At 71.8% G+C, this 25,001-nt stretch carries 24 protein-coding genes and 2 tRNA genes; 10 read left to right on the forward strand and 16 right to left on the reverse strand.

Annotated features, from left to right (window positions below; translation table 11 throughout):
* Positions 1–54 precede the first annotated feature (54 nt).
* Positions 55–2,409: a ribonucleoside-diphosphate reductase subunit alpha gene (locus ABZ899_RS12775; RefSeq protein WP_361344802.1), complete on the forward strand. Its 2,355-nt coding sequence runs from the start codon at positions 55–57 to the stop codon at positions 2,407–2,409.
* Between the two features lie 56 nt (positions 2,410–2,465).
* Positions 2,466–3,476 (forward strand): ribonucleotide-diphosphate reductase subunit beta, encoded by a 1,011-nt coding sequence (locus ABZ899_RS12780; protein WP_361344804.1) that lies wholly within the window; start codon positions 2,466–2,468, stop codon positions 3,474–3,476.
* Here the strand turns inward: ABZ899_RS12780 and ABZ899_RS12785 are convergent.
* Positions 3,389–3,628 (reverse strand): hypothetical protein, encoded by a 240-nt coding sequence (locus ABZ899_RS12785; RefSeq protein ID WP_361344806.1) that lies wholly within the window; start codon positions 3,626–3,628, stop codon positions 3,389–3,391. The genes ABZ899_RS12780 and ABZ899_RS12785 overlap by 88 nt on opposite strands.
* A 92-nt stretch (positions 3,629–3,720) precedes the next feature.
* Between ABZ899_RS12785 and ABZ899_RS12790 the strand changes: the two genes are divergently transcribed.
* Positions 3,721–4,686, forward strand: a complete 966-nt coding sequence (locus ABZ899_RS12790; protein WP_361344808.1) for a helix-turn-helix domain-containing protein — start codon at positions 3,721–3,723, stop codon at positions 4,684–4,686.
* Positions 4,687–4,694: 8 nt separating this feature from the next.
* Here ABZ899_RS12790 and ABZ899_RS12795 read toward each other — a convergent pair whose 3' ends face one another.
* The 10 genes from ABZ899_RS12795 to ABZ899_RS12840 all read right to left on the reverse strand — a co-directional run bounded on the left by ABZ899_RS12795 (position 4,695) and on the right by ABZ899_RS12840 (position 14,594).
* Positions 4,695–6,074 carry a cytochrome P450 gene (locus tag ABZ899_RS12795; protein WP_361344810.1) on the reverse strand — a complete coding sequence of 460 codons (1,380 nt, stop codon included), beginning with the start codon at positions 6,072–6,074 and terminating at the stop codon, positions 4,695–4,697.
* A complete protein-coding gene (gene cyc1, locus ABZ899_RS12800; RefSeq protein WP_361345229.1) occupies positions 6,071–7,156 on the reverse strand; it encodes an epi-isozizaene synthase in 1,086 nt (361 codons plus the stop codon). Before cyc1 ends, ABZ899_RS12795 begins: the two co-directional genes overlap by 4 nt.
* A 263-nt stretch (positions 7,157–7,419) precedes the next feature.
* Complete coding sequence (gene def / locus ABZ899_RS12805; protein ID WP_361344812.1) at positions 7,420–8,070, reverse strand: peptide deformylase; 651 nt, start codon at positions 8,068–8,070, stop codon at positions 7,420–7,422.
* Between the two features lie 74 nt (positions 8,071–8,144).
* Complete coding sequence (locus tag ABZ899_RS12810) at positions 8,145–9,125, reverse strand: hypothetical protein (RefSeq protein WP_361344814.1); 981 nt, start codon at positions 9,123–9,125, stop codon at positions 8,145–8,147.
* Between the two features lie 108 nt (positions 9,126–9,233).
* Positions 9,234–10,475: an HD domain-containing protein gene (locus ABZ899_RS12815; RefSeq protein WP_361344816.1), complete on the reverse strand. Its 1,242-nt coding sequence runs from the start codon at positions 10,473–10,475 to the stop codon at positions 9,234–9,236.
* A complete protein-coding gene (locus ABZ899_RS12820; RefSeq protein WP_361344818.1) occupies positions 10,472–11,776 on the reverse strand; it encodes an HD-GYP domain-containing protein in 1,305 nt (434 codons plus the stop codon). The genes ABZ899_RS12815 and ABZ899_RS12820 overlap by 4 nt, the downstream gene beginning before the upstream one ends.
* Before the next feature lie 110 nt (positions 11,777–11,886).
* A complete protein-coding gene (rsrA, locus tag ABZ899_RS12825) occupies positions 11,887–12,189 on the reverse strand; it encodes a mycothiol system anti-sigma-R factor (protein WP_361344820.1) in 303 nt (100 codons plus the stop codon).
* Positions 12,186–12,881, reverse strand: coding sequence for a sigma-70 family RNA polymerase sigma factor (locus ABZ899_RS12830; RefSeq protein WP_192806204.1), 696 nt, complete (start codon positions 12,879–12,881; stop codon positions 12,186–12,188). Before ABZ899_RS12830 ends, rsrA begins: the two co-directional genes overlap by 4 nt.
* Before the next feature lie 257 nt (positions 12,882–13,138).
* Entirely contained in the window at positions 13,139–13,777 is a 639-nt protein-coding gene (locus tag ABZ899_RS12835; RefSeq protein ID WP_361344822.1) for an alpha/beta family hydrolase, read from the reverse strand.
* Position 13,778: 1 nt separating this feature from the next.
* Entirely contained in the window at positions 13,779–14,594 is an 816-nt protein-coding gene (locus ABZ899_RS12840) for an SOS response-associated peptidase (RefSeq protein ID WP_361344824.1), read from the reverse strand.
* Positions 14,595–14,644: 50 nt separating this feature from the next.
* On the opposite strand from ABZ899_RS12840, the gene ABZ899_RS12845 reads away from it, so the two are divergent.
* The 4 genes from ABZ899_RS12845 to ABZ899_RS12860 all read left to right on the forward strand — a co-directional run bounded on the left by ABZ899_RS12845 (position 14,645) and on the right by ABZ899_RS12860 (position 18,270).
* Entirely contained in the window at positions 14,645–15,367 is a 723-nt protein-coding gene (locus ABZ899_RS12845) for a M50 family metallopeptidase (protein WP_361344826.1), read from the forward strand.
* Between the two features lie 97 nt (positions 15,368–15,464).
* Entirely contained in the window at positions 15,465–16,790 is a 1,326-nt protein-coding gene (gene aroA / locus ABZ899_RS12850) for a 3-phosphoshikimate 1-carboxyvinyltransferase (RefSeq protein WP_361344828.1), read from the forward strand.
* Positions 16,791–16,806: 16 nt separating this feature from the next.
* Positions 16,807–17,817 (forward strand): ribosome small subunit-dependent GTPase A, encoded by a 1,011-nt coding sequence (rsgA, locus tag ABZ899_RS12855; RefSeq protein WP_361344829.1) that lies wholly within the window; start codon positions 16,807–16,809, stop codon positions 17,815–17,817.
* 129 nt (positions 17,818–17,946) lie between these two features.
* Complete coding sequence (locus tag ABZ899_RS12860; protein ID WP_361344830.1) at positions 17,947–18,270, forward strand: multidrug efflux SMR transporter; 324 nt, start codon at positions 17,947–17,949, stop codon at positions 18,268–18,270.
* 22 nt (positions 18,271–18,292) lie between these two features.
* On the opposite strand, the gene ABZ899_RS12865 is transcribed toward ABZ899_RS12860, so the two are convergent.
* On the reverse strand, positions 18,293–18,907 hold the full coding sequence (locus ABZ899_RS12865; RefSeq protein WP_361344832.1) for a helix-turn-helix domain-containing protein: 615 nt from the start codon (positions 18,905–18,907) through the stop codon (positions 18,293–18,295).
* Positions 18,908–19,098: 191 nt separating this feature from the next.
* Between ABZ899_RS12865 and hisN the strand changes: the two genes are divergently transcribed.
* Together hisN and ABZ899_RS12875 are read left to right on the forward strand one after the other, a co-directional pair.
* Entirely contained in the window at positions 19,099–19,899 is an 801-nt protein-coding gene (hisN, locus tag ABZ899_RS12870; protein WP_361344834.1) for a histidinol-phosphatase, read from the forward strand.
* A 136-nt stretch (positions 19,900–20,035) separates the two neighbouring features.
* Positions 20,036–20,428, forward strand: coding sequence for a CBS domain-containing protein (locus ABZ899_RS12875; protein WP_361344836.1), 393 nt, complete (start codon positions 20,036–20,038; stop codon positions 20,426–20,428).
* A 69-nt stretch (positions 20,429–20,497) separates the two neighbouring features.
* On the opposite strand, the gene ABZ899_RS12880 is transcribed toward ABZ899_RS12875, so the two are convergent.
* Complete coding sequence (locus tag ABZ899_RS12880; RefSeq protein ID WP_361344838.1) at positions 20,498–21,949, reverse strand: catalase; 1,452 nt, start codon at positions 21,947–21,949, stop codon at positions 20,498–20,500.
* Between the two features lie 153 nt (positions 21,950–22,102).
* Here ABZ899_RS12880 and ABZ899_RS12885 point away from each other — a divergent pair, with 153 nt between their 5' ends.
* Positions 22,103–22,519, forward strand: coding sequence for a Fur family transcriptional regulator (locus ABZ899_RS12885; RefSeq protein WP_361344840.1), 417 nt, complete (start codon positions 22,103–22,105; stop codon positions 22,517–22,519).
* 126 nt (positions 22,520–22,645) lie between these two features.
* Here the strand turns inward: ABZ899_RS12885 and ABZ899_RS12890 are convergent.
* The 3 genes from ABZ899_RS12890 to ABZ899_RS12900 form a co-directional block, all read right to left on the reverse strand.
* Positions 22,646–22,719 (reverse strand) — tRNA-Met (locus ABZ899_RS12890).
* Between the two features lie 48 nt (positions 22,720–22,767).
* Complete coding sequence (locus ABZ899_RS12895; RefSeq protein WP_361344842.1) at positions 22,768–24,687, reverse strand: tetratricopeptide repeat protein; 1,920 nt, start codon at positions 24,685–24,687, stop codon at positions 22,768–22,770.
* Positions 24,688–24,913: 226 nt separating this feature from the next.
* Positions 24,914–24,987 (reverse strand) — tRNA-Met (locus tag ABZ899_RS12900).
* Between the last annotated feature and the right edge of the window lie 14 nt (positions 24,988–25,001).

The raw sequence follows: 25,001 nt of genomic DNA on the forward strand, positions 1-25,001 counted from the left end.
GTGAGCTGCCCCCTGCCTCCGCGAGGCCCAGTGCCGAGCGAGGGAGAGCCTCACGTGACCATCGCGCCAGCCGAACCGGCCTCAGCGGCGGCCGAACCGGAGAACGACGGTCCCGGTGCCGCGCTGTTGCGGACCCTGACCGAGCTGACCGCCGACCTCCCCGACGCCGACCCCGGCCGGATCGCCGGCGCCGCGCTGCGCGGCCGGTCCGCCCGGGCCGACGAGACGGAGCTGCGCGAGCTCGCCACCGAGGCGGCGGCCGGGCTCATCTCCGAGGACCCCGCGTACAGCAGGCTGGCCGCGCGGCTGCTCACCCGCTCCATCGCCGCCGAGGCGGCCTCGCAGGGCGTCACGACCTTCACCGAGTCGGTCGCGACCGGGCACCGCGAGGGCCTCGTCGCCGACCGGACGGCCGCGTTCGTCCGGGCGCACGCCGGCCGGCTCGACGCGCTCGTCGACCCCGCCGCCGACGACCGGTTCGGCTACTTCGGCCTGCGCACCCTCCACAGCCGCTACCTGCTGCGGCACCCGCACACCCGCAAGGTGATCGAGACGCCCCAGCACTTCCTGCTGCGCGTCGCCGCGGGTCTCGCCGCCGACGACACAGCCGGAGCGGTGGACGAGGTCGCCGCGCTCTACCGACTGATGAGCCGCCTGGAGTACCTGCCGTCCTCCCCCACCCTCTTCAACTCCGGCACCCGGCACCCCCAGATGTCGTCGTGCTACCTCCTGGACTCCCCCAAGGACGAGCTGGACTCGATCTACGACCGCTACCACCAGGTCGCGCGCCTGTCCAAGCACGCGGGCGGCATCGGTCTGTCGTACTCCCGCGTCCGGGCCCGGGGTTCGCTGATCCGGGGGACGAACGGGCACTCCAACGGCATCGTGCCGTTCCTGAAGACGCTGGACGCCTCGGTCGCCGCCGTGAACCAGGGCGGCCGGCGCAAGGGCGCCGCCGCGGTCTACCTGGAGACCTGGCACTCCGACATCGAGGAGTTCCTGGAGCTGCGGGACAACACCGGTGAGGACGCCCGCCGTACGCACAACCTGAACCTCGCGCACTGGGTCCCGGACGAGTTCATGCGCCGGGTCGAGGCCGACGGGCCGTGGAGCCTGTTCTCCCCCGCCGACGTGCCCCACCTGGTCGACCTGTGGGGCGAGGAGTTCGACGCGGCGTACCGCGAGGCGGAGCGCGCGGGGCTGGCCCGCAAGACCCTCCCGGCCCGTGAGCTGTACGGCCGTATGATGCGCACCCTCGCGCAGACCGGCAACGGCTGGATGACCTTCAAGGACGCCGCCAACCGGACCGCCAACCAGACCGCCCTGCCCGGGCACGTCGTGCACTCCTCCAACCTGTGCACCGAGATCCTGGAGGTCACGGACGACGGGGAGACGGCGGTCTGCAACCTCGGCTCGGTCAACCTCGGCGCCTTCGTGCGCGACGGTGACATCGACTGGGAGCGCCTGGACGAGACGGTCCGCACGGCCGTCACCTTCCTCGACCGGGTCGTGGACATCAACTTCTACCCGACCGAGCAGGCCGGCCGCTCCAACGCCCGCTGGCGTCCGGTGGGCCTGGGCGCGATGGGCCTGCAGGACGTCCTCTTCCAGCTGCGGCTGCCCTTCGACTCCCCCGAGGCCAAGGCGCTGTCGACCCGGATCGCCGAGCGCATCATGCTCGCCGCGTACGAGGCGTCCGCCGACCTCGCCGAGCGCGACGGCCCGCTGCCCGCCTGGGAGAAGACGCGGACCGCCCGGGGCGTGCTGCACCCCGACCACTACGACGTCGAGCTCACGTGGCCCGGGCGCTGGGCCGCGCTGCGCGAGCGGATCGCCGCGACCGGGCTGCGCAACTCGCTGCTGCTGGCGATCGCGCCCACCGCCACGATCGCCTCCATCGCCGGTGTCTACGAGTGCATCGAGCCGCAGGTCTCCAACCTGTTCAAGCGCGAGACCCTGTCCGGCGAGTTCCTCCAGGTCAACTCCTACCTCGTCGAGGAGCTGAAGCGGCTCGGCGTGTGGGACGCCCGTACCCGCGAGGCGCTGCGCGAGGCCAACGGCTCGGTGCAAGACTTCGCCTGGATCCCGGCGGACGTACGGGCGCTGTACCGCACGGCCTGGGAGATCCCGCAGCGCGGCCTGATCGACATGGCGGCGGCGCGCACGCCGTTCCTCGACCAGTCGCAGTCCCTGAACCTGTTCCTGGAGACGCCGACCATCGGCAAGCTCTCCTCGATGTACGCGTACGCCTGGAAGCAGGGGCTGAAGACGACGTACTACCTGCGCTCGCGCCCGGCGACGAGGATCGCCCGCGCCGCACGGGCGACCGTCCCCGTACCGCAGGTCACCGACCCCGACGCGGTCGCCTGCTCCCTGGAGAACCCCGAGTCCTGCGACGCCTGCCAGTGATGCCCGCCCGTCACCCGACCACCACCCCTGGAGGACGGCGCTCCGCGCCGACAGCGATGACCCGTACCCAGAACCTGCTCGACCCCGGCTTCGAGCTGACCCTGCGCCCGATGCGCTACCCGGACTTCTACGAGCGCTACCGGGACGCCATCAAGAACACCTGGACCGTCGAGGAGGTCGACCTCCACTCGGACGTGGCCGACCTCGCGAAGCTGACCCCGGCCGAACAGCACCTGATCGGGCGCCTGGTGGCGTTCTTCGCGACCGGTGACTCGATCGTCGCGAACAATCTGGTGCTGACGCTGTACAAGCACATCAACTCCCCCGAGGCGCGGCTGTACCTGTCGCGTCAGCTGTTCGAGGAGGCCGTGCACGTCCAGTTCTATCTGACGCTGCTCGACACCTACCTTCCCGACCCCGAGGACCGGGCGGCGGCGTTCGCGGCGGTGGAGAACATCCCGTCGATCCGCGAGAAGGCCGGCTTCTGCTTCAAGTGGATCAACGAGGTGGAGAAGCTGGACCGTCTGGAGTCCCATGCGGACCGCCGGCGGTTCCTGCTCAACCTGATCTGCTTCGCGGCCTGCATCGAGGGCCTGTTCTTCTACGGCGCCTTCGCGTACGTCTACTGGTTCCGCAGCCGGGGCCTGCTGCACGGCCTGGCGACCGGCACCAACTGGGTGTTCCGGGACGAGACCATGCACATGTCGTTCGCCTTCGACGTGGTCGACACGGTCCGCAAGGAGGAGCCGGAGCTGTTCGACGACCAGCTCGGGCAACAGGTCACCGACATGCTCAAGGAGGCCGTCGAGGCCGAGCTGCAGTTCGCGCGCGACCTGTGCGGTGACGGCCTCCCGGGCATGAACACCGACTCGATGCGGCAGTACCTGGAGTGTGTCGCCGACCAGCGGCTGACCCGCCTCGGCTTCGCTCCGGTGTACGGCTCCGAGAACCCCTTCTCCTTCATGGAGCTGCAGGGGGTTCAGGAGTTGACCAACTTCTTCGAGCGGCGTCCCTCGGCGTACCAGGTGGCGGTGGAGGGCACCGTCGACCTGGACGAGGACTTCTGAGTCCGGACCGCGTCGCGCTCCTGGGCCTCCCTGATCTGACGGTCGATGCGGCGGTCGTGCACGATCCCGATCACCGAGGGGAGGACCAGGAGGACGAACATCCCGAGCACGACGGCCATGGCGAGCAGTGTCTGTGTCTGTTCTGCAGTCATGACACCACTGTCGCGCCGGACACTCCTGTCGAACAGTGGCAGGACTGCCGCACACCCTCGATTTACTGCCATCCGCGAGGCACAATGGCAGCATGCTGAAGAACGTGGCGGCCGTCCTGCTGGACGGCGTACACCCCTTCGAACTCGGTGTGATCTGCGAGGTGTTCGGCATCGACCGCAGCGACGAGGGACTGCCCACGTACGACTTCGCGGTCGCCTCGGCCGAGGGGCCGACACTGGGCACCCGCACCGGCGGGCTGACCCTCTCCACGCCGTACGGTCTGGAGCGGCTGGAGGAGGCGGACCTGATCGCGGTGCCCGCCGGCAACGACTACGTCACCCGTGACTTCCCGCCCGAGCTGCTGGACGCCCTGGTCAGAGCGGTCGACCGGGGCGCCCGGGTGCTCAGCGTCTGCTCCGGCGTCTTCCTGCTGGGGGCGGCGGGCCTGCTCGACGGACGGCGGTGCAGTGTGCACTGGCGGCACGCCGAGGAGCTGTCGCGGCGGCACCCCCGCACGACGGTCGAGCCCGATGTGCTGTACGTCGACGAGGGGCCGGTGATCACCAGCGCCGGCACCGCCGCCGGCATCGACGCCTGTCTGCACCTGGTGCGGCGGGAACAGGGGACGGAGATCGCCAACAAGATCGCCCGGCGCATGGTCGTACCGCCGCACCGCGACGGGGGCCAGGCCCAGTACATCGAGCGGCCGCTGCCCGTCTCCTCGTGCGACACGGTCGGTGAGGTGCTGGCCTGGATGGAGCGGCACCTCGACGAGGACGTCACCGTCGAGCAGCTCGCCGAGCGCGCGCTGATGTCCCCGCGGACCTTCGCCCGCCGCTTCCAGCAGGAGACAGGCACCACCCCCTACCGCTGGATCCTGCGGCAACGGGTCCTGCTGGCCCAGGAGTTGCTGGAGGCGACGGACGAGACGGTGGACGCGATCGCCGGCCGGACGGGGTTCGGCACGGCGGCCGCGCTGCGCCACCAGTTCGTACGGGCCCTCGGAACGACGCCGCAGGCCTACCGGCGGACGTTCCAGGGGCCCGACGCCGCCTAGGGCCTTGGCTATCCGCGGGGCATCGTCCGCAGCCTGAGGTCGTGAGGGTGGAGGGTGATGCCCACCCTGGTGCCGTCCTTCGAGCCGGGTGCCTGCTCGAAGCGGTACGACGTCGCCAGCGCCGCAGTGACGAGGGTCAGCAGCGCCATCGAGAAGTGGTCGCTCGGGCACTTGCGGTTGCCGACGCCGAACGGGGCCATGGCGTGCTTGGGCACCTCCTTCGCCCGCTCCGGGAGCCAGCGGTCCGGGTCGAACCGGAGGTGGTCGGCGTACGACCGCGGATCGCGCTGGACCGCGTACGGGCTGTAGACGATGTCGGACCCGGCCGGAATGCGATAGCCGCCGAGTTCGGTGTCCGTGACCGCGCGCCGGGTGAGAATCCAGATGGCGGGCCGCAGTCGCATTGCCTCCACGACGACATTGTTGGTGTGCCGCAGGCTGCGGACGTCCTCGAATGCCACCGGCCGGCCATCGGTCACGGATTCAACTTCCGCACGCACCCTGTCGGCGTGTTCCGGATGCTCGGCGAGCACATGGAGCAGCCACATGATCGTGGATCCCACGGTTTCGGCGCCCGCGGTGAGAATGGCCACGACCTGATCGTGGATCTCCTGCTCCCCAATGGGGTCGCCATTCCCGTCCGTGGCCTCCAGCAATGCCGTCAGCAAATCGTTCGGCTTTTGACCGGATGCCCGGCGCTCGGCGACGATCTCGTCGACGATGAGATGGAAGTCGGCCAGGGCGCCGTTGAATCGGCGGTTGGCCGGGAGCGGCAGCTTGTAGAGCGGCCCGAGCGGGATCACCATCCTCCGGTACATGCCCCGGAAGAGCGTGTCGAGCGCCGCGGACAGGCGCTCGGCGCGCTCGTCCATGTACGCCCCGCGCAGCAGGCAGCGGGCGGCGACCCGCACGGCGATCCGGAAGGCCTCGGTGGTGCAGTCGATGATCTGGCCGGCCCGCCACCGCTCGGTGAGCGCGTGGGCCTCCTCCTCCATGACCGGCGCGTAGCCGGGGATGGCGTCGAGCCGGAAGGCGGGCTGCATGGTGCGGCGCTGACGGCGGTGGCGGGGGCCGTTCGCGGTGGCCACGCCCTCCTTGCCGAGCAGGTCCTCGAGCGACTCCCACAGCGGCCCGGCGATCTCGAAGTCGGTGCTCAGCGCCAGCGCGCCGGTCAGCTCGGGGGTGGTGACGGCGTACAGCGTCTTCGGTCCGAGCTTCAGCCGGACGACGTCGCCGTGGTCCCGCAGCCCGGACATGAAGGCCAGGGGGTCGCGGACCATCCGCCAGGCGTGGCGCAGCACGGGGACCCCGCCGCCGGCGAGGGGCGGCTCCCGCAGTTCGGAGGACGGACGGGAGCCGGTCGTGGGGTGCGGGGACTCGACGGTCATTTCTCACCTGCCGCTTCGTTGCTGACGTACGGGGGCGTGGACCGGTCGTCCCAGCTGTCGACCTTGTACCGGCCGGACTCGTGGTGGAACCAGTAGACGGAGCTGAACCAGTTGCGCATGTCGCCGACGCAGGTGCGCACGGCGGCACCGAGTTCCTTTCCGCGTCGCGTGCCGTCGGAGAGGGAGTCGGCGAATTCCAGAGCTTCGCGTTCGGCGGCGAGGAATTCGGAGACACAGGTGTCGACGCGTCGCTGCATTTCCGCGACCGCCTCCTCCAGAGTCAGCCGCTCATGGGTGATGAGACTGATGCCGAGATTGTGGACCTCGTTGCCCGCTATTTCCTTCGGGAGCGAGCAGAGGTCGTTGTACCAGGCGGCGAAATCCTGGCTCAGTAAGGCCGCCCGCCGATAGGCGGGATGTTTTCGCACCGGGTCCGGGAGTTCGAGCTGTGCGCTCGGCTCCAGCAGATCGGTCCAGATCCGGTGGGCGAAGGTGAGACGGCGCAGTGCGAGGTATTCCTCGACGGTGGGGATACGGCCCTCGGTGCGGTTCACGAATTCCCGGTCGTAGGCCTCGATCACCGCGTGGAAGTGGCGGGCGAATCGAGTGTTCCAGGTATCGGACAGGAACGAGTAGAGGCGCACCAGGCTGTCGGCGAGCCCCGCGACCAGCGGATCGGCGTGCCGGAGGTGGCTCTCGGGCGCGTCGAGGACGGCGTGCAGCCGCACCCGCAGACGCCGCCAGGCGGCCGGGCGGCGGTGGATGATGTCGCGGTCGTGCCGGTCGTCCCAGACGAAGAACCACGCGCTGTAGTCGGCTATCGCCTGCAGGACGTCCTCGGGGGCCTCGGTGTAGTACCCCGCCATGAGGTCGGTGTAGCACAGGCCGTCGGCATGCTCTTCGACCTTGTCGGCCGGCATGAGCCGCTTTTCGAGGAGCCAGGTGCGGGTCTTCTCCTGGAGCCGGGGCCAATACGGGTGGAGTTGCCTGGGAAACGCTTCCTCGATCACCGGGAGAGAGAGCGATGGTGGAACCGGTACCGCCGTGGGTGTCGATGTGGTGCCGCGTGAGAAAGCATGCACGAACAAACCCCTCTCAGGCCGCCAGTCGGTCACGCCCTTCCCTGCGCCGGGCGTGCACCGTCGTGTATCCCCGCACTTCCATTCAGCACCACAACTGACCGTTCTGGGAACGGATTTGCATCATTCACTACCCCTACAGGACCGCCGTCCCGCTGTCACCGGTAGAACACGGCCGAACAGATGACGGACATGCGAACGGCGCCCGCTCGGGACGGAGGTCACGGGGGGCGCCGTACGGAGGGTGCCTGTGGGGCGTGAGGGGGTCAGTCGTTGGCGACGACCGGGTAGCGCGGCTCGTTCTCGGCCATCTGGCGCAGCGCTTCCTTGCGTTCCCGCTTGGAGAGGCGGTCGATGTAGAGGTAGCCGTAGAGGTGGTCCGTCTCGTGCTGGAGGCAGCGGGCGAAGTAGCCCGTGCCGCGCACCCGGATCGGGTTGCCCTTCTCGTCCTGGCCGGTCACCTCGGCGTAGTCGGGACGGGCGAGCGGGGCGTACGCGGTCGGCACGGACAGGCACCCCTCGTTGCTGTCGTCCAGACGGCGCCGGTCCGCGGGCAGCTCCACGAGCTTGGGGTTGCAGACGACACCGACGTGCCGCACGCCCTCGTCGTCCGGGCAGTCGTAGACGAAGACCTTCCAGTCGACGCCGATCTGGTTGGCGGCCAGGCCGACCCCTTCGGCGGTGCGCTGCGAGGCGAACATGTCGTCGACCAGCTTCCGCAGCTCGTCGTCGAACTCGGTGACGTCCTTGCACTCCTTGTGCAGGACCGGGTTGCCGACGACCGTGATGGGCCGCGAGGTGCCGCGCTCGCGGTACGCCTGCTCGCGCTCCTCGCAGTCCTCCGAGTCGATGACGAATCCCTCGTCGTCGACGGGGAGCACGCCCGCGTGCTGCTGTTCGGTGTCCTGCTGGGCCATGACAGACGTAAGCCTTTCCTGCACAAACCGGGGATCGTACGGACGGTGATGTGGATACAGGGTACGGCGAATGCTCAGCAGACCTCTTCGAGATCACGCCAGTCACGGGAGTCCGGGCTGTCGGCGACCCAGCCGTCGAGCAGCCCCCGGACCAGCGCGGCCGGCGCGGCGACCCCGCACTCGCGCTCCGGCACCCACAGCTGCCCGTCGGTGCGGTGCCCGAGCGGACCGGGATGACCCGGCTCACTGTGGTCGTGCGGGTCCAGATGCTCCCCGTCGCCCTCGTCGGACGGCATCCGCGACTCGGAGCACATCCGGCACAGCAGACGGACGGACGACGACCAGTCCTCCGCGGCGAACCCGGCGTCGGCGGCGAGCTGCTCCAGGGCGTCCCGGTCGGCCTCGGTGGCCGCCTCCAGCAACACCACCCAGGTCGGGACCGGTGAGGGTGCCCACAGCTCGATCTCGTCGAAGACCGGGAAGGAGTGACCGGACGACGTGGTGCGCTCCCCGTGGGGCACGCCGTCGTGCAGGACGACCTCGCCCCAGCGGCGCCCGGACGACGGCAGCGGGATCGACAGCACCTCGATCCGGGCGGGGTCCAGCCGCCGCCCCCACACGACCTCGGCCTCACCCTCCGGGGAGAGCCGTACGGCCGCGCTGCCCAGGTCCATCCCGGCCGGCTCACCGGACTCGGTGGCCCCTCCCGGCACCCGCAGGCCGTACGCCTGCCAGGCGCGCCGGGCCAGCGGCCAGTCCTGGAGCGCGGTGGCCGCGATGCCGACGTTCCACCAGTCGGGGGCGCCGGTCTCCCGGTCCAGCAGGGCCACGGCCCGCAGGCCGGCGGCGCGGGCCTGCTCCCAGTCGTGCCGGAACTTGTGCAGCAGGGCGAGGTTGAACCAGGACTCGGACAGCCAGGGCTCCAGGTCGGCGGCCCGCGTCAGCAGCGCGCCGGCGTCCTCGTACCGGCCGTCGCCGATGAGAGTGAACGCCCGGTCGGTGGCCTGCCGCCAGGAGGCGGAGGGCCGGTGCCGTCCCTTGCCGAAGATCCTCACGATTCCCGCCTGCCAGTTCCGTGGAGTGGGCTGGCTAGTGCTGCCCCCGGACACCCTTTCCTTCGCATCCAACCACGTACGGCTGGAAGGGCGCTCATTACCCATGGGTTACCCAGCCACGGGCATGCTCAGACCGTCTCTGGACAGGACCCGCGCCAGCGATCCGACGACCTCCGGGGCGTACTCCCCGGCCGTCCCCAGGCGCAGTTCCTCCAGGGCTTTCAGCGCCCCGCCGGGCCCGGCGTCGCGGGCCTTCTCCTCGTAGGCGTTCACCGCGCGCACGATCCGGGCGGCGACCGGCTGCTCGGCACAGGGGTCCGCCAGGCGCTCCACGACCAGGGCCACCTGCGGGCTCACCCCGGTCTGCCGGACGACGGCCCCGCCGAGCAGCGCGATCCGGCGCTGCTCCTCGGCGGGCAGCCGGGCCGTGGCCCCGGCCGGCACCGGGTCGACCAGGCTGAGCTGCCCGATGTCGTGCATGAGCGCCGCGTACTCCAGGATCGTGAGCTCCGCCTCGGACAGCCCGAGGTCCCGGCCGACCTCCCGGCTGAGGGCGGCCACCCGGCGGGCGTGCCCGGCCGGGGTGTACCCGGCGATCTCGGTGGCCCGGGCGAGGGAGGCGATGGTCTGCCGGTAGGTGGTCCGCACGGCGGCGTACCGGCGGAACGACATCTGGGTGAGCAGCAGCGGCACCGAGAAGACCGGCAGCGCCCACAGCCCGACCACGGCGACCGCGAGCCCCATCACCGCGCCCGTGGCGCAGACCGCCGAGCCGATGCCGAGGGTGGCCCGCAGCTCGTCCCGCAGCAGCGGCCCGAACGGCCAGCCGGTGCGGGAGTGGGCGAGGGCCGCCGCGAGCAGCGCGTCGCACAGGAAGGTGAGGGTGAGCACCGCCGCCAGCAGCAGGGCGTAGGAGGTGCCCCAGCCGTGGAAGGCGCCCTGGTTGTAGAGGGGGTGCAGACAGACGGCCGCGAAGCCGGTGGTGAGCACGCGCCGCGCGAGGTGGTCCCGCACGGGCCGGCCCCGCGCGATGTGCGGCACGCTGCCGAGCAGCGAGGCGGTGAGGACGACGCCGACCACCTGGGTCACCCCGTGGTGGGTGGCCTGCCCGCCGGCCTCCCCGAGCAGCGCGTACGACAGGGCGGCCGCGGCGCCGAGAGGTGCGGTCTCCCGGCCCTCGGCGCCGGGCCGGCGGGTCAGTTCGCCCAGGACGACGAGGGCGCCGAAGGCGAGTGCGGTGCCGCGTTCGTCGAGGCCGCCGCGCAGGCAGTCGAGCAGGGAGAGGCCGGCCAGGAGGGCGGCGCCGGTGTGGACGCACGCGAGCAGGAGCGGGGGCCGCGGGGCGGTCATCGGTGGGCCCCGGCACTGGAGACGGGCGGCCGGTGCGGGGGCGCGCCGGTCTCGTCGGCGGTCACGGCGGGGTGCCAGCCGAGGCGGCGGACGGCCCGGACCAGCGCGGTGACCATCCGGGGGTCGAAGTGCGAGCCGGCGCACCGCTCCAGCTCCCGCAGGGCGACGGGGACGGGGCGGGCCCGGGAGTAGGACCGGGTGGACGTCATCGCGTCGAAGGCGTCCGCCACGGCCACCACCCGGGCGGGCTCGGGGATCTGGCTTCCCCTCAGCCCGTACGGGTAGCCGCTGCCGTCCAGGCGTTCGTGGTGGTGCAGGACGGCGGCGCGGGCCTCGCCGAGGAAGGAGATGCCGCGGACCATCTCGTGCCCGTACTCGGGGTGCAGCTCGATGATCCGGCGTTCCTCGGGCGTGAGCGGGCCGTCCTTGCGGAGCAGCCGGGTGGGCACGCCGAGCTTGCCGACGTCGTGCAGGATCCCGGCGAACCGGAGCACCTCCACCCGCTCGTCCTCCAGGCCCAGCTCCCGCGCGATCATCATGGAGGCGTGCCCGACGCGCTCGCTGTGGCCCCGGGTGTAGCCGTCCTTGATGTCGACGGCCTGGACGAGGGCGCGGATGGTGGCCTGGTGGGCCGCGTGTTCCCGGTGGTACTGGGCGAACACCCACCACGACACCCACATGGGCAGGAGCACGAGCAGGGCCGCGACCGGGCCGTACGGGCTGTGCCACAGGACGGCCATCATGAGCCCGGCGAGTCCGTGCACGGCGATGGGCGCGAGGGAGCGCAGGAACAGGCCCCGCCAGGCGCGGCGCGCGGGAACGCGCTCGGCGAGCGCCAGGATGCTGCCGTCGAGCAGGGTGAGGACCAGGCAGAACGCGACGACGGCGGCTCCGGCGGCGGCGAGCGCGCCGGGGAACTCCGCGGCGGTCACGGCGTCCGGCTCGCCCAGGGCCCCGTAGACCTCGGCGGCCGCCCGCACGGCGAGCACGAGCTGGGCGGCCCGCCACAGGCGCCGCGGTCCGCGCGGCCGGCGTCCGACGGGCCCGAGCAGCGCCCCCGGCACCGCCACGAGCGCGGCGGCGGGCGGCGGCAGCAGAAAAGCCCCGGCCAGCAGCACGGGGTAGAAGGTGCCGGACAGCCGTCCGCGGGCGGCGACGCGTCCCCCGCCGGCGTAGAGCGCGGCGAGGAGGGCCACCGCCCACCAGGGCGGGCGTGCGGAGGGCAGGGGCAGCAGACAGAGCGCCGCCGCCACGGCGGCACAGGCGACGTACACACGCGCCCGCACCGGCAAGGTCTCCATGCCCGGCCCCTCCCCCACCGTCACCTGCTCAGCTCAATCGGAGCCTAGGCGGGCGCGGGGGCGGGTGCGGGCGTGTCGCCCGCCTTTCGCACGTTCGGGTGACGCGGGGGTCAGGTCTCCTGGGGCGCGGCGGTGACGTCGTGCTCGGGCACGGACTCGCCCGAGCGGATCAGGTCCAGCCGGCTCAGCACCTTGGCGCGCAGGTCCGTGGGAACGTCGTCATGGCCGCAGCAGCGCTTGACGAGCCTCTTCACCGCTTCTTCGAGCCCGTACTTCTCCAGGCACGGCGAGCACTCCTGGAAGTGCTGCTTGAACTTGTCGCGGTCGACGTCCGGAATCTCGCTGTCGAGGAACTCGTAGAGGTGGTCGAGTACCTCGGAGCAATCCGTCTCGTGCGGCTCTCCGCAGCTCATGAGCCCGAGCCTTTCGCTTCGTCCGACTCTCCGGCGCCGGCCGGGACGAGCCCGCGCTCACGGGCGTAGTCCTCGAGCATGCCGCGCAGTTGACGGCGGCCCCGGTGCAGCCGGGACATCACCGTACCGATGGGTGTCCCCATGATGTCCGCGATCTCCTTGTACGCAAAGCCCTCTACGTCGGCCAGATACACGGCGATGCGGAATTCCTCGGGGATCGCCTGCAGTGCTTCCTTCACGTCCGAGTCCGGCAGGTGGTCGAGCGCCTGCGACTCGGCGGAGCGCAGCCCCGTCGACATGTGCGACTCGGCGCGCGCCAGCTGCCAGTCCTCGATCTCCTCGGCCGCGGAGCGCTGCGGCTCACGCTGCTTCTTGCGGTACGAGTTGATGAAGGTGTTGGTGAGGATCCGGTACAGCCAGGCCTTCAGGTTGGTTCCCTCGCGGAACTGGTGGAAGGACGCGTACGCCTTGGCGTAGGTCTCCTGCACCAGGTCCTCCGCGTCGGCCGGGTTGCGCGTCATGCGCAGGGCGGCCGAGTACATCTGGTCGAGGAATTCCAGCGCGTCCCGCTCGAAGCGCGCGGTGCGCTCGGCGGTCGTCTCCGGGGACGTGCCCACGCCCGTGCCCAGGCCCTCGGGCTGCTCCGCCTGGCCGTTGTCGGTCCCTGCGTCGGTACCGGGAACCGGACCCACCTCCTCAAGATTCCGGGCAGGGCCGAATCCGGCCGTGCCTGAATCGGAGGATAGACGACCTGCCGTACCTGCCGCCCCTCGAATAGGAGCGGCCTTGGCCGCGTGCAGCACCGTCCAGTCCAGGTCGGCACGGCTGCTGCGACTCGGGCAGAAGGTCGAACCCATGCGGTGGACTTCCTCTCCTACGACGTCGGTGCCGGTGCTCAGCACCGCATGTCCGCCACAACAGAGGCCGGGGCCGCAACATTCCCGGGCCTTCAGCCCAGTGACCCGGCCCACCTCACCACGGCGTCCGTGACCAGGGCCACGGCCTCGTCCTGCCCGAGGGGCGCCCGCTTGGGCACGGCGAACCCGTGGTCGGCGTGAGGCACCTCGACGAGGTCGTACGGGCCGTCGGGGAACTCCTCGGGCTTGCCGAAGGGGTCGTTGCCGCCCTGGACGACGAGGGTGGGCACCCCGGCGCCGAGCAGTTCGTCCGCCCGGGACTTCTCGGGCCTGCCCGGCGGGTGCAGGGGGAAGCCGAGCGCCAGCACGGCGTGCGCCCCGAGGTCACTGGCCGTACGGCAGGCGACGCGGGCGCCCGCGCTGCGCCCGCCGGCGATCACGGGCAGTCCCGGCGCGGCGAGCGCGGGCCACAGCCCCCGCCAGCCGGTGTCCAGGGTCTTCGGCGCGGGCGCCACCTTCTTGCCGGCCACCCGCCAGGGCTGCTCGACGAGGGCGACGCTCACACCGTGCGCCGGGAGGGTCCGGGCGAGCGCCACGAGGTCCCGGGCCCCGATGCCGCCGCCGGCGCCGTGGCTCACGGCCAGCACGAGCCGGGGCCGGGGCGCCGGGTGCCAGGTGACGCGGGCGTCCCCGGCGTCCGTGGCGATGGTCTCGATGATCTCGTTCGTCACGTCAGAAGAGTGTGCCCTCTTCGGGGCCGTCGAGCTCCTTGAGCAGCTCCGGGCCGTTGTTGCGAACGTTGCTGACCAGGGTGGAGACGGGGTAGGCGCGCATCAGTCCGGCCGGCGGCGGCGCGAGCAGCGGCCGCAGCTCCTCCGGGTCCTGGCGGGCGGGGTCCAGCCAGGCGTCCCAGCGGTCGGGGGTGAGCATCAGCGGCATCCGCGGGTGGATGTCGGCCAGGGAGCGCGGGCCCTCCTCGGGCGCGACCGCCAGCGGGGCGGTCTCCGCCTCGGTCGTGATCACCGAGCAGGTCACCCACCAGGCCCGCGGGTCGTCGTCCGGCAGGGTCCGGTCCCGCCAGAACTCGTACAGCCCGGCCATCGCGAAGACCGAGCCGTCGGCGGGGAGCACGAAGTAGGGCTGCTTGCGCGGCCGTTTGCGCTTGCCCTCCTGCTCCAGGTCCAGCTCCTGGCGGCCGGTGACCCACTCGTAGTAGCCGTCGGCGGGGATGATGCAGCGCCGGGAGGTGAAGGCCCGCCGGTAGGACGGCTTCTCGTGGACCGTCTCCGCGCGCGCGTTGATCATCTTGAAGGCGGTCTCGGGCGTCTTGGACCAGCTGGGGACCAGTCCCCACTTCAGCGTGCGCAGCTGCCGAACCGGACGCGGGTCCGCCGCGTCCTTCAGGGGGCGGTCGAGGACGACGTGGACCTCTTTCGTCGGGGCCACGTTGTAGTCCGGCTCCAGACTCTCCTCTGGCTCCCACTTCTCGATCTCGAAGATCGCCGCGAGGTCCTCGGGCCCGCGACTGGCTGCATACCGTCCGCACATACGTGCCACACTGCCAGACTCCATCCACCCCGAGGGAGCCAATGCCTCACATGGACAGCACCGCATCCGCCTCGCTCGCCTCCCTGTGGGGCGAGGTCTCCGGTACCCAGACCGACCCGGACCTGTGGGTGGTGATCGCCACCCTGGTGGCGGCCCTCGCCGTCGTCGTCCCGCCCGGCCTGTGGCGGCTGTCACGCAACACCATCACCATCGCCCACGAGGGCGGGCACGGACTGGTCGCCCTGCTGACCGGCCGCACGCTGACCGGGATACGGCTGCACTCCGACACCAGCGGCCTGACCGTCAGCCGGGGCAAGCCGTACGGCCTCGGGATGATCCTCACGGCGGCCGCGGGCTACACGGCGCCGCCGCTGCTGGGGCTCGGCGGGGCCGCCCTGCTGTCCGCCGGGCGCATCACGCTGCTGCTGTGGCTGGCGACGGTGCTGCTGCTGGCGATGCTGGTGATGATCCGCAACGCCTACGGGGCGCTCACGGTGTTCCTCACGGGCGGCACCTTCGTGGTCGTCTCGTGGCTCACGGGACCGCAGGTGCAGGCGGCGTTCGCGTACGCGGTGGTGTGGTTCCTGCTGGTGGGCGGTGTGCGGCCGGCCTTCGAACTGCAGGCCAAGCGGTCGCACGGCGGGGCCGGCGACTCGGACGCGGACCAGCTGTCGCGGCTCACCCATGTACCGGCGGGGCTGTGGCTGTTTCTCTTCCACGCGGTGTCGCTGTGCTCGCTCCTCGGCGGCGGCCGGTGGCTGCTCGACCTGTGAGGCTCTGACGGGCCCCAGGTCACCGGGGCGCGGCCCCGGGGCGTGACCGGGCCCACGGCGCGGCACCGGCGGGACCTCCTGCTTATAAAGTGGGGCCATGGCCCCGAACGCCCCGAACGACGCATCCACCGCCCTCTGGCCCGCCCCGCACGCGAGCGGAGCCGTCGACGCGACGGTCCACGTGCCGGGGTCCAAGTCGGTCACCAACCGCGCCCTCGTCCTCGCCGCCCTGGCCAGCGAGCCCGGCTGGCTGCGCCGCCCGCTGCGCTCCCGCGACACGCTGCTGATGGCCGGCGCGCTGCGCACGATGGGCGTCGGCATCGAGGAGGGCGTGGGTCCCGAGGGCACCGGTGAGGCGTGGCGGGTGCTGCCCGCGGGGCTGCGCGGCCCGGCCACGGTCGACGTGGGCAACGCGGGCACGGTGATGCGCTTCCTGCCTCCGGTGGCCGCGCTGGCCGACGGCCCGGTCCGCTTCGACGGCGACCCGAGGTCGTACGAGCGTCCGCTGAACGGGGTGATCGACGCGCTGCGCGTCCTCGGCGCCCGGATCGACGACGACGGCCGGGGCGCGCTGCCGCTGACGGTGCACGGCGGGGGTGCGCTGGAGGGCGGCGTGGTGGAGATCGACGCCTCGTCGTCGTCCCAGTTCGTGTCGGCGCTGCTGCTGTCCGGCCCGCGGTTCAACCAGGGCGTCGAGGTCCGGCACATCGGCTCCACGCTGCCGTCGATGCCGCACATCCGGATGACCGTCGACATGCTGCGCGCGGTCGGCGCCCAGGTGGACACCCCGGAGTCGGGCGGCGAGCCGAACGTCTGGCGGGTGACGCCGGGCGCGCTGCTCGGCCGCGATCTGACCGTCGAGCCGGACCTGTCCAACGCCCAGCCGTTCCTCGCGGCGGCGCTGGTGACCGGAGGGAAGATCCTCGTCCCGGACTGGCCGGCCCGCACCACCCAGCCGGGCGACCGGCTGCGGGAGATCTTCACCGAGATGGGCGGCTCCTGCGAACTCACCGAGTACGGGCTGGTGTTCACCGGCTCGGGTGCGATCCACGGCATCGACGTGGACCTCGGCGAGGTCGGCGAGCTGACCCCGGGCATCGCGGCGGTCGCGGCCCTCGCGGACTCCCCGTCCACCCTGCGCGGCGTGGCCCATCTGCGGCTGCACGAGACGGACCGGCTGGCGGCGCTCACCAAGGAGATCAACGAACTCGGCGGCGACGTCACCGAGACCGCCGACGGCCTGCACATCCGCCCGCGCCCGCTGCACGGCGGCGTGTTCCACACCTACGAGGACCACCGCATGGCGACGGCCGGCGCGATCATCGGCCTCGCGGTCGAGGGCGTGCGCGTCGAGAACGTGGCGACGACGGCGAAGACCCTCCCGGACTTCCCCGATCTGTGGACCGGGATGCTCGGGGCATAGGGCCGGGGACACAGCCATGCGCCGCTACGGCAAGCACACCGACGAGGACGACATCCGCGCGCGCCCCGGCCGTCGGAACACCAGGCCCCGCTCCAACATCCGGCCCAAGCACGAGGACGCCGCCGAGGGCATGGTCCTCACCGTCGACCGGGGCCGGCTGACCTGCCTCGTGGGGGACCGGGTCGTCCTGGCGATGAAGGCACGCGAACTGGGCCGCAAGGCCGCGGTGGTCGGTGATCGGGTGGCCCTCGTCGGTGATCTCTCCGGCAAGAAGGACACGCTCGCGCGGATCGTGCGCATCGAGGAGCGCACCTCGGTGCTGCGCCGTACCGCCGACGACGACGATCCGTTCGAGCGGGTCGTGGTGGCCAACGCCGACCAGCTCGCGATCGTCACCGCCCTCGCCGACCCCGAGCCGCGGCCCCGGCTGATCGACCGCTGTCTCGTGGCGGCGTTCGACGGCGGCCTGGAGCCGCTGTTGGTACTGACGAAGTCCGATCTCGCGTCGCCGGACGAACTGCTGGAGCTGTACGGCGCGTTGGACATCCCGTACGTCGTCACCAACCGTGAGGAGCTGGCCGACGGGAGCGCGGCGGACCGGGTGCGCGAGCATCTGGGCGGCAAGGTCACGGCGTTCGTGGGCCACTCCGGCGTCGGTAAGACCACGCTGGTGAACGCGCTGGTGCCGGAGGACCGCCGGCGTTCGACCGGGCATGTCAACGCGGTGACCGGACGCGGCCGGCACACCACGACGTCGGCGCTCGCGCTGCCGCTGGGCGGCGCGGACGGCTGGGTGGTGGACACCCCGGGCGTGCGGTCGTTCGGCCTCGCCCACATCGACCCGTCGCGGGTGATCCACGCGTTTCCCGACCTGGAGGCGGGCACCGAGGGCTGCCCGCGCGCCTGCAGTCACGACGAGCCCGACTGCGCGCTGGACGCGTGGGTGGCGGAGGGGCACGCCGATCCCGCGCGGCTCTACTCGCTGCGGCGGCTGCTGGCGACTCGGGAGCCCACGGAGGGCGACTGACCTCCGCGTTGTTTGTCCGCCCACGAGTCCGGTAAGGGCATAATCGCACCGAGCGAGCTCCAAGCCTGGCCAAAGGCTGACGATTCTGACGATGCGGTCACCGAAACACGGCGTACGGGAGGACAGCACATGGCGTGGCTGCTGGTCATCGTGGCGGGGCTGCTCGAAACCGGCTTCGCCGTCTGCCTCAAGCTGTCGCACGGCTTCTCCCGGCTGTGGCCGACCGTCGCCTTCTGCGTCTTCGCGCTGGGCAGTTTCGGCCTGCTGACGCTGTCCCTGCGCAAGCTGGACGTGGGTCCGGCGTACGCGGTGTGGACGGGCATCGGGGCGGCGGGCACCGCGATCTACGGGATGATCTTCCTCGGCGACGTCGTCTCGACGCTGAAGATCGTGTCGATCTCCCTGGTCATCGCGGGAGTGGTCGGCCTCCAGCTGTCCGGATCGGCTCACTGAGGGCGATCCCGCCGGACCGCGTTCAATCCGTCAACTGACGGTCCAGCGCCTCCCGTACGAGTGCGGCGACGCCGTCCTCGCCGGGCGGCGGGGCGGCGACGCAGGACAGGGCGAGCCGCAGGGCGAGTTCGCAGCAGCGCGCGAGGCCGGCCTGGTCCGGCGGGGCGGCGCCGGACGCGGCGAGCACCGAGACGGCCCGGTCGCGCACCATGGCCACGAAGTCGCCCGGCGCGGGCAGCGGCCCGTCGGCCCTGCGCTGGGCGGGCACGGCCGAGGAGGACGGCACGGCGGCCAGCGTCAGCGCGGGCAGGCGCTCGCACCAGCAACCGGTGAGCAGGGCGCGGACGAGGGCGTTGTCACGTGCGAGGCGGGCGGTCCACTCGGCGGTGGCGGCCAGGCGGCCCCGGACGTCGGTGGGGGTGGCGAGGGCGCGTTCGACGCCCGCCAGATAGGTGTCGGCCTCCCTGCGCACCAGCGCGCGGGCGAGTCCCTCCTTGCTCCCGAACTCGTTGTAGAGCGTCTGCCGGGAGACCCCGGCCGCCGCGGCCACGTCGACCATCCGCACGGCTGACCACGGCCGGCGCGCCAGCGCCGTGTGGGCGGCGTCGAGCAGGGATTCCCGCGCTGCAGGCATCATCGCCTCCTGGGGCGAGCGGCTTAGCGCCCAGATTTGACGCGGGCGGGGGCACTGTCAAGGGTCCGCGAAGGCGTACGGGCACCCTTCGGCCGGGTGTTCGGAGCCGGGACCGGGCCCTGGTCGCGCGCGGGACCGGATCCGCTCGGGGGCGTGGTGGCCGCACCCCGATCACGACAGATACGGTTCGTTCCATGCCGGACTACCTCGACGATCTCCGCCTCGCCCACGTCCTCGCGGACGCCGCCGACGCCGCCACCATGGACCGCTTCAAGGCGCTCGACCTCAAGGTCGAGACCAAGCCGGACATGACGCCGGTGAGCGAGGCCGACCGGGCGGCCGAGGAGCTGATCCGGGGGCAGCTGCAGCGGGCCCGCCCGAGAGACGCGATCCTCGGCGAGGAGTACGGCGTCGAGGGCACCGGCCCCCGCCGCTGGGTGATCGACCCGATCGACGGCACCAAGAACTACGTCCGCGGCGTCCCGGTGTGGGCCACGCTCATCTCGCTGATGGAGGCGGGTGAGGGCGGTTACCAGCCCGTCGTCGGTGTCGTGTCCGCGCCCGCCCTCGGGCGGCGCTGGTGGGCAGCCAAGGGGTACGGGGCGTTCAGCGGGCGCAGTCTCTCCGCCGCGACCCGGCTGCACGTCTCGCGCGTCTCGAAGCTGGCGGACGCGTCGTTCGCGTACTCCTCGCTCAGCGGCTGGGAGGAACAGGGGCGCCTGAACGGCTTCCTCGACCTGACCCGCGAAGTGTGGCGCACGCGCGCGTACGGCGACTTCTGGCCGTACATGATGGTCGCCGAGGGCGCGGTCGACCTGTGCGCCGAACCCGAGCTCTCCCTCTGGGACATGGCCGCCACCGCCATCGTCGTGACGGAGGCGGGCGGCACCTTCACCGGCCTCGACGGCCGCCCCGGCCCGCACAGCGGAAACGCCGCGGCCTCGAACGGGCTGCTGCACGACGAACTCCTGAACTACTTGAACGGCCGCTGCTGAACGCCCTCTTGTTGACCCCCTCTTTACCTGTCACTCTGGGAATCCCCCCACTTGTGAACTTGTGCACCGCCGACTGGCGCGTCCGGCGCCGGACAGGAGCGGCGGTGCGGGGGCACTTCAGGAGGTGGCTCCATCCATGCTCGTACGAGACGCCATGAGCACCGTGGTCCTCACCATCGGCCCCACCCACACCCTTCGCCAGGCAGCCGCGTTGATGTCCACCCGCCGGGTCGGCGCGGCCATCGTCCATGATCCCGACGCGGGCGGTATCGGCATCCTGACCGAACGCGACATCCTGAACTCCGTCGGTCTCGGGCAGAGCCCGGACACCGAACGGGTCCAGGACCACACCACCGACGACGTCGTCTTCGCCACGCCGTCCTGGACCTTGGAGGAGGCCGCCCGCGCCATGGCGCACGGCGGCTTCCGCCATCTGATCGTGCTGGAGGGCGACGAGCCCGTCGGCGTCGTCTCGGTCCGGGACGTCATCCGCTGCTGGGCTCCGTCCCGTCAGCAGGTGCCGGCCTGAGCACAGGACGGGCCGGGCTCCCCGAGGGAACCCGGCCCGTCCGCCCGGCAGGCGGTCCAGTGCTGGTGATCAGCCGCGCAGCGTCCGCACGGCGGCCTCCAGCCGCTTGCCGAAGTCCTCGTCGGCCTGCCGGAAGTTGTCGATCGCGCGCTCGGCGATGTCGTCGCGCGTGACCCCGGAGATGGCGTTCGCCAGGTTGTCCACCAGACGCTCCTTCTCCTCCTGCGTCATCAGCCGGTACAGGTTGCCCGCCTGGACGAAGTCGTTGTCCTCGGCGTGGACGGGCGTGACCGTCTCCCCGGTGACCCCGGAGACCGGGACGGGCTGCCACAGCGGGCGGTCCGTCTGGAAGGGGCCGCCGAAGCTGTTCGGCTCGTAGTTCTTCGCGCCCCTGTGGCGGCCGTCGTACAGACGGCCGTCACGGGAGTGGGTGCGCGCCTCGGTGGCGTGCGGGCGGTTCACCGGCAGGTGGTCGGCGTTGATGCCGACGCGGTAGCGGTGGGCGTCGCCGTACGAGAAGAGGCGGCCCTGGAGCATCTTGTCCGGGGAGGGGCCGATGCCCGGCACGAAGTGGGCGGGGCTGAAGATCGACTGCTCGACCTCGGCGAAGATGTTCTCCGGGTTGCGGTTGAGCTCCAGCTTGCCGAACTCGATCAGCGGGTAGTCCGCGTGCGGCCAGACCTTGGTCAGGTCGAACGGGTTGAAGCGGTAGGTCGCCGCCTCGGCCACCGGCATGAGCTGGACGTAGACGGTCCAGGTCGGATACTCGCCGCGCTCGATGGCCTCGCGCAGGTCCCGCTGGTGGGAGTCGGGGTCCTTGCCCGCGAGGATCTCGGCCTCCTGGGCGGTCAGGTTCTTGATGCCCTGGTCCGTCTTGAAGTGGTACTTGACCCAGAAGGCCTCGCCGGCCTCGTTGTTCCACTGGTAGGTGTGGGAGCCGAAGCCGTCCATGTGGCGGTAGGACGCCGGGATGCCGCGGTCACCGAACAGCCAGGTCACCTGGTGCGTGGACTCGGGCGACAGACCCCAGAAGTCGAAGACGTTGTCCGCCTCCTGCGAGCCGGTGTACGGGTCGCGCTTCTGGGTGTGGATGAAGTCGGGGAACTTGATGGCGTCGCGGATGAAGAACACCGGGGTGTTGTTGCCGACGAGGTCGTAGTTTCCCTCCTCGGTGTAGAACTTCACCGCGAAACCGCGCGGGTCGCGCACCGCGTCCGGGGCACCGAGGTTGCCCGCGACCGTGGAGAAGCGCAGGAAGACCTCGGTCTCCTTGCCGACCTCGGACAGGAACCCCGCCCGGGTGTATCCGGTGACGTCGGCGGTCACCGTGAAGGTGCCGTAGGCGCCGGCACCGCGGGCGTGCACCACGCGCTCCGGGATGCGCTCGCGGTTGAAGTGGGCCAGCTTCTCCAGCAGGAGCTGGTCCTGGACGAGGACCGGGCCGCCGATCCCCGCGGTCTCGCTGTTCTGGTTGTCAGCCACCGGAGCTCCGGCCTCCGTCGTGAGCGGTCCCTGGGTCACGTACGCCTCCTGCGTGGTTCTGTGTGACTCCGACCGTTCCTGTCCCTAGGTCAAAGTCGTTACCGATCCTACAATGGACACTGTCTAAGTCAAGTAACGATCCAAAGTCACATCAGTTCAGAACCTGGTCCTGGTGCTGTTAAGGTGTCCTCCATGAGTGACCTTCTGGAACGGCTGCGTGGACGCGGATGGCGCCTGACCGCACAGCGGCGCGTCGTGGCCGAGGTCCTCGCCGGCGAGCACGTCCATCTGACGGCCGACGAGGTGCACGCCCGAGCCGTCGCCAAGCTGCCCGAGATCTCCCGTGCCACCGTCTACAACACCCTGGGTGAGCTGGTCTCGCTCGGCGAGGTGGTCGAGGTCTCCACCGACAAGCGCGCCAAGCGGTACGACCCGAACGCCCACCAGCCGCATCACCACCTGGTGTGCGCCCGGTGCGGCACGATCCGGGACGTCCACCCCACGGGGAACCCGATGGCCGACCTCCCCGACTCCGAGCGCTTCGGCTTCTCGGTCTCCGAGGTCGAGGTGACCTACCGCGGCGTCTGCCCGAACTGCTCGAAGGCCTGAGCACGCCCTTGAGAAGCCCCGGCGCCCTTGAGGTGCCGGGGCTTCTCACTGCCCCGGGACCGCGGGACGCGTGACGGCACAAACACCAAGGGCCGGAATCCTGGGATTCCGGCCCTTGGCCTTCAGTAGCGGGGACAGGATTTGAACCTGCGACCTCTGGGTTATGAGCCCAGCGAGCTACCGAGCTGCTCCACCCCGCGTCGGTGAAATGAACACTACGTCAAGGACGCGGACAGAGGCAAATCGCTTCAGGCCGAGAGCTCCTCGCGCAGGGCGTCCCGCAGACGCGCCGCGCGCTGGGCGACCTCCTTCGGACCGAGGGCCACCGCGCGGTCGGCCCACCGCTGGCCCTCCGCCAGCTCGCCGCGACGCGCGTAGACCAGGGCGAGGCGCAAGGCCGACCGCCCGTGCCCGGCGTCGGCCGCACGGGTCCACCACACGGCGGCCTCGGGCTCGCTGCCCTCCCTGGCCAGCAGCAGGCCGAGGTTGAACGCGCCGTTGCGGGAGCCGGCCTCGGCGGCCCTGCGGTACCAGTCGGCCGCCTCCACCACGTCGCCCCGCGCCGCGGCCAGCATCCCGACCCGGACCTGGGCGCGCCGGTGGCCCAGGGTCGCCGCCCGCTCGTACCACTCCTCGCACTCGGCCTTCTCGTGCACGGTCTCCCCGAGCTCGTGCGCGGGCTCCGGCGGGCGCCGCGCGTCGAGCAGGGTCGCCAGCCGGTACGCCGCCTCGGCGCTGCCGGCCCCGGCCGCGCACCGCAGATGCCGCTCGGCCGCGAACTCGTCCCCGTCCCGCAGGCACGCGATGCCGACCTGGAGGGCCGCCTCCGAGTGCCCGGCGGCGGCCGCGCGCCCGTACCAGCGCAGCGCGGCCTCCTCCTCACCGCGCCCGGCGTGCAGGATGCCCAGATTGAACGCGGCGTCCACGCTCCCGGCCTCGGCGGCCTTGGAGAACCAGGGCTCGGCGCCCGCGGCGTCCCCACCCTGCAGCAGCAGGATGGCCAGCGCGTTCGCCGCCTCGCGGTGCCCGGCGTAGGCGGCCCTCCGGTACCACTGCTCGGCCTGCGCGGTGCGCTTCTGCTCGGCGCAGAGCAGCCCCAGGTTGTAGGCGCCGTTCACGTCACCGGCGTCCATGGCGGCCCGGTACCAGCGCTCGGCGGTCTGCGTCTCGCCCCGCTCGGCGTGCAGCGCGCCCAGCGCGTTGGCCGCGTTGCCGTCGCCGTCCTGGGCGGCCCGCAGCCACCACACGGCGGCGCTCTCGCTGTCCCCGGCGTCGCGCAGCAGGAAGCCCAGCGCGCAGGCGGCCCGCGGCTCGCCGTCCTTGGCGGACGTCAGGTACCAGCGCCCGGCCTCCTTGAGCTCTCCCCGCCGTTCGAGGATGGCCCCGAGGTGCAGGGCGGCCCTGCGGTGCCCGCGCGCGGCGGCCTGCCGGTACCACTGCTCGGCCTCCTCCGGCGAGGCCTCGTCCACGGCGACACCGTTGTCCGGCCCGTCCATGTCCGTACGGCCGGCCTGCCGGTCGAGCGCGCGGGCCAGCCGGTACGCCGCCTCGCGGTGGCCGCGCTCGGCGGCCGCCCGCATCCAGCGCTCGGCGCCGGGGTCGCCGCGGTGCTCCAGCAGATCGGCGAGGGCGTACGCGCCGAGCGCGTGCCCCTGCTCGGCGGACTGCCGCAGCCAGTACTCGGCGGCGGGCTCGTCACCGCGCTCGCGGTGGTGCCGGCCGAGCGCGTGCGCGGCGGCGGCCGACCCGGCGACGGCGGCGATCCGCCACCAGCCGGCGGCCTCGTCGGCGTAGCCGCGCTGGTGCAGCAGCACGCCCAGGTTGTTGGCCGCGGCCCGGTCGCCCGCGGCGGTGGCCGCGCGCAGATGCGGCTCGGCGCCGTCGAGGTCGCCGCGGCGCAGCAGCATGGCCCCGAGGACGCTCATGGCCTCGACCTCGCCGCTCTGCGCGGCGAGCCGGTGGCGCGCCTCCTCGGCGGCCTCCCCCGCCTCGTCGACGGCCACCGGGCGGCCGGGAAGCGGGGTGGCGTCGGACTGCACCAGGTCACTCATCGGCTGCGAGGCGTCCCCCGTCGGCTGCACGGAATCGCCCACCGGCCTCACAAAGCCGGCAGGCTGCACAAACCGCCCTGTCTCCAACAGAGTTGCCTTGTCCCCCATAACGTCCATCGTCGCACCACCTGCAACCTGGGTACACCTGGTATACCGCAGCCAGTGAGGTCACTACAGCGTTTTGTCGACATGCCCACAGAGAGACAAGTCAAACACAAGAGGCCCGACTCACCACGGCGGCGCGTCCATCCCGCTGCCCGGCACATGCGTTCGCACACCACAAAGGCCCGGATCCATCAGGATCCGGGCCTTCGGTGTCGTGCGAACGAATCGCCGACTTCAGTAGCGGGGACAGGATTTGAACCTGCGACCTCTGGGTTATGAGCCCAGCGAGCTACCGAGCTGCTCCACCCCGCGCCGTTGTGTTGCAA

The organism is Streptomyces sp. NPDC046859, from assembly GCF_040645135.1.
In the GTDB taxonomy this organism is placed as follows: domain Bacteria; phylum Actinomycetota; class Actinomycetes; order Streptomycetales; family Streptomycetaceae; genus Streptomyces.

Excerpts from the sequence above, each read along its gene's own strand:
- ABZ899_RS12780 (WP_361344804.1), top strand. The coding sequence starts at position 2,466 with ATGACCCGTACCCAGAACCTGCTCGACCCCGGCTTCGAGCTGACCCTG.
- ABZ899_RS12785 (WP_361344806.1), bottom strand. The coding sequence starts at position 3,628 with ATGACTGCAGAACAGACACAGACACTGCTCGCCATGGCCGTCGTGCTC.
- ABZ899_RS12790 (WP_361344808.1), top strand. The coding sequence starts at position 3,721 with ATGCTGAAGAACGTGGCGGCCGTCCTGCTGGACGGCGTACACCCCTTC.
- ABZ899_RS12795 (WP_361344810.1), bottom strand. The coding sequence starts at position 6,074 with ATGACCGTCGAGTCCCCGCACCCCACGACCGGCTCCCGTCCGTCCTCC.
- def (WP_361344812.1), bottom strand. The coding sequence starts at position 8,070 with ATGGCCCAGCAGGACACCGAACAGCAGCACGCGGGCGTGCTCCCCGTC.
- ABZ899_RS12815 (WP_361344816.1), bottom strand. The coding sequence starts at position 10,475 with ATGACCGCCCCGCGGCCCCCGCTCCTGCTCGCGTGCGTCCACACCGGC.
- ABZ899_RS12820 (WP_361344818.1), bottom strand. The coding sequence starts at position 11,776 with ATGGAGACCTTGCCGGTGCGGGCGCGTGTGTACGTCGCCTGTGCCGCC.
- rsrA (WP_361344820.1), bottom strand. The coding sequence starts at position 12,189 with ATGAGCTGCGGAGAGCCGCACGAGACGGATTGCTCCGAGGTACTCGAC.
- ABZ899_RS12840 (WP_361344824.1), bottom strand. The coding sequence starts at position 14,594 with ATGTGCGGACGGTATGCAGCCAGTCGCGGGCCCGAGGACCTCGCGGCG.
- ABZ899_RS12845 (WP_361344826.1), top strand. The coding sequence starts at position 14,645 with ATGGACAGCACCGCATCCGCCTCGCTCGCCTCCCTGTGGGGCGAGGTC.
- aroA (WP_361344828.1), top strand. The coding sequence starts at position 15,465 with ATGGCCCCGAACGCCCCGAACGACGCATCCACCGCCCTCTGGCCCGCC.
- rsgA (WP_361344829.1), top strand. The coding sequence starts at position 16,807 with ATGCGCCGCTACGGCAAGCACACCGACGAGGACGACATCCGCGCGCGC.
- ABZ899_RS12860 (WP_361344830.1), top strand. The coding sequence starts at position 17,947 with ATGGCGTGGCTGCTGGTCATCGTGGCGGGGCTGCTCGAAACCGGCTTC.
- ABZ899_RS12865 (WP_361344832.1), bottom strand. The coding sequence starts at position 18,907 with ATGATGCCTGCAGCGCGGGAATCCCTGCTCGACGCCGCCCACACGGCG.
- hisN (WP_361344834.1), top strand. The coding sequence starts at position 19,099 with ATGCCGGACTACCTCGACGATCTCCGCCTCGCCCACGTCCTCGCGGAC.
- ABZ899_RS12875 (WP_361344836.1), top strand. The coding sequence starts at position 20,036 with ATGCTCGTACGAGACGCCATGAGCACCGTGGTCCTCACCATCGGCCCC.
- ABZ899_RS12885 (WP_361344840.1), top strand. The coding sequence starts at position 22,103 with ATGAGTGACCTTCTGGAACGGCTGCGTGGACGCGGATGGCGCCTGACC.
- ABZ899_RS12895 (WP_361344842.1), bottom strand. The coding sequence starts at position 24,687 with ATGGACGTTATGGGGGACAAGGCAACTCTGTTGGAGACAGGGCGGTTT.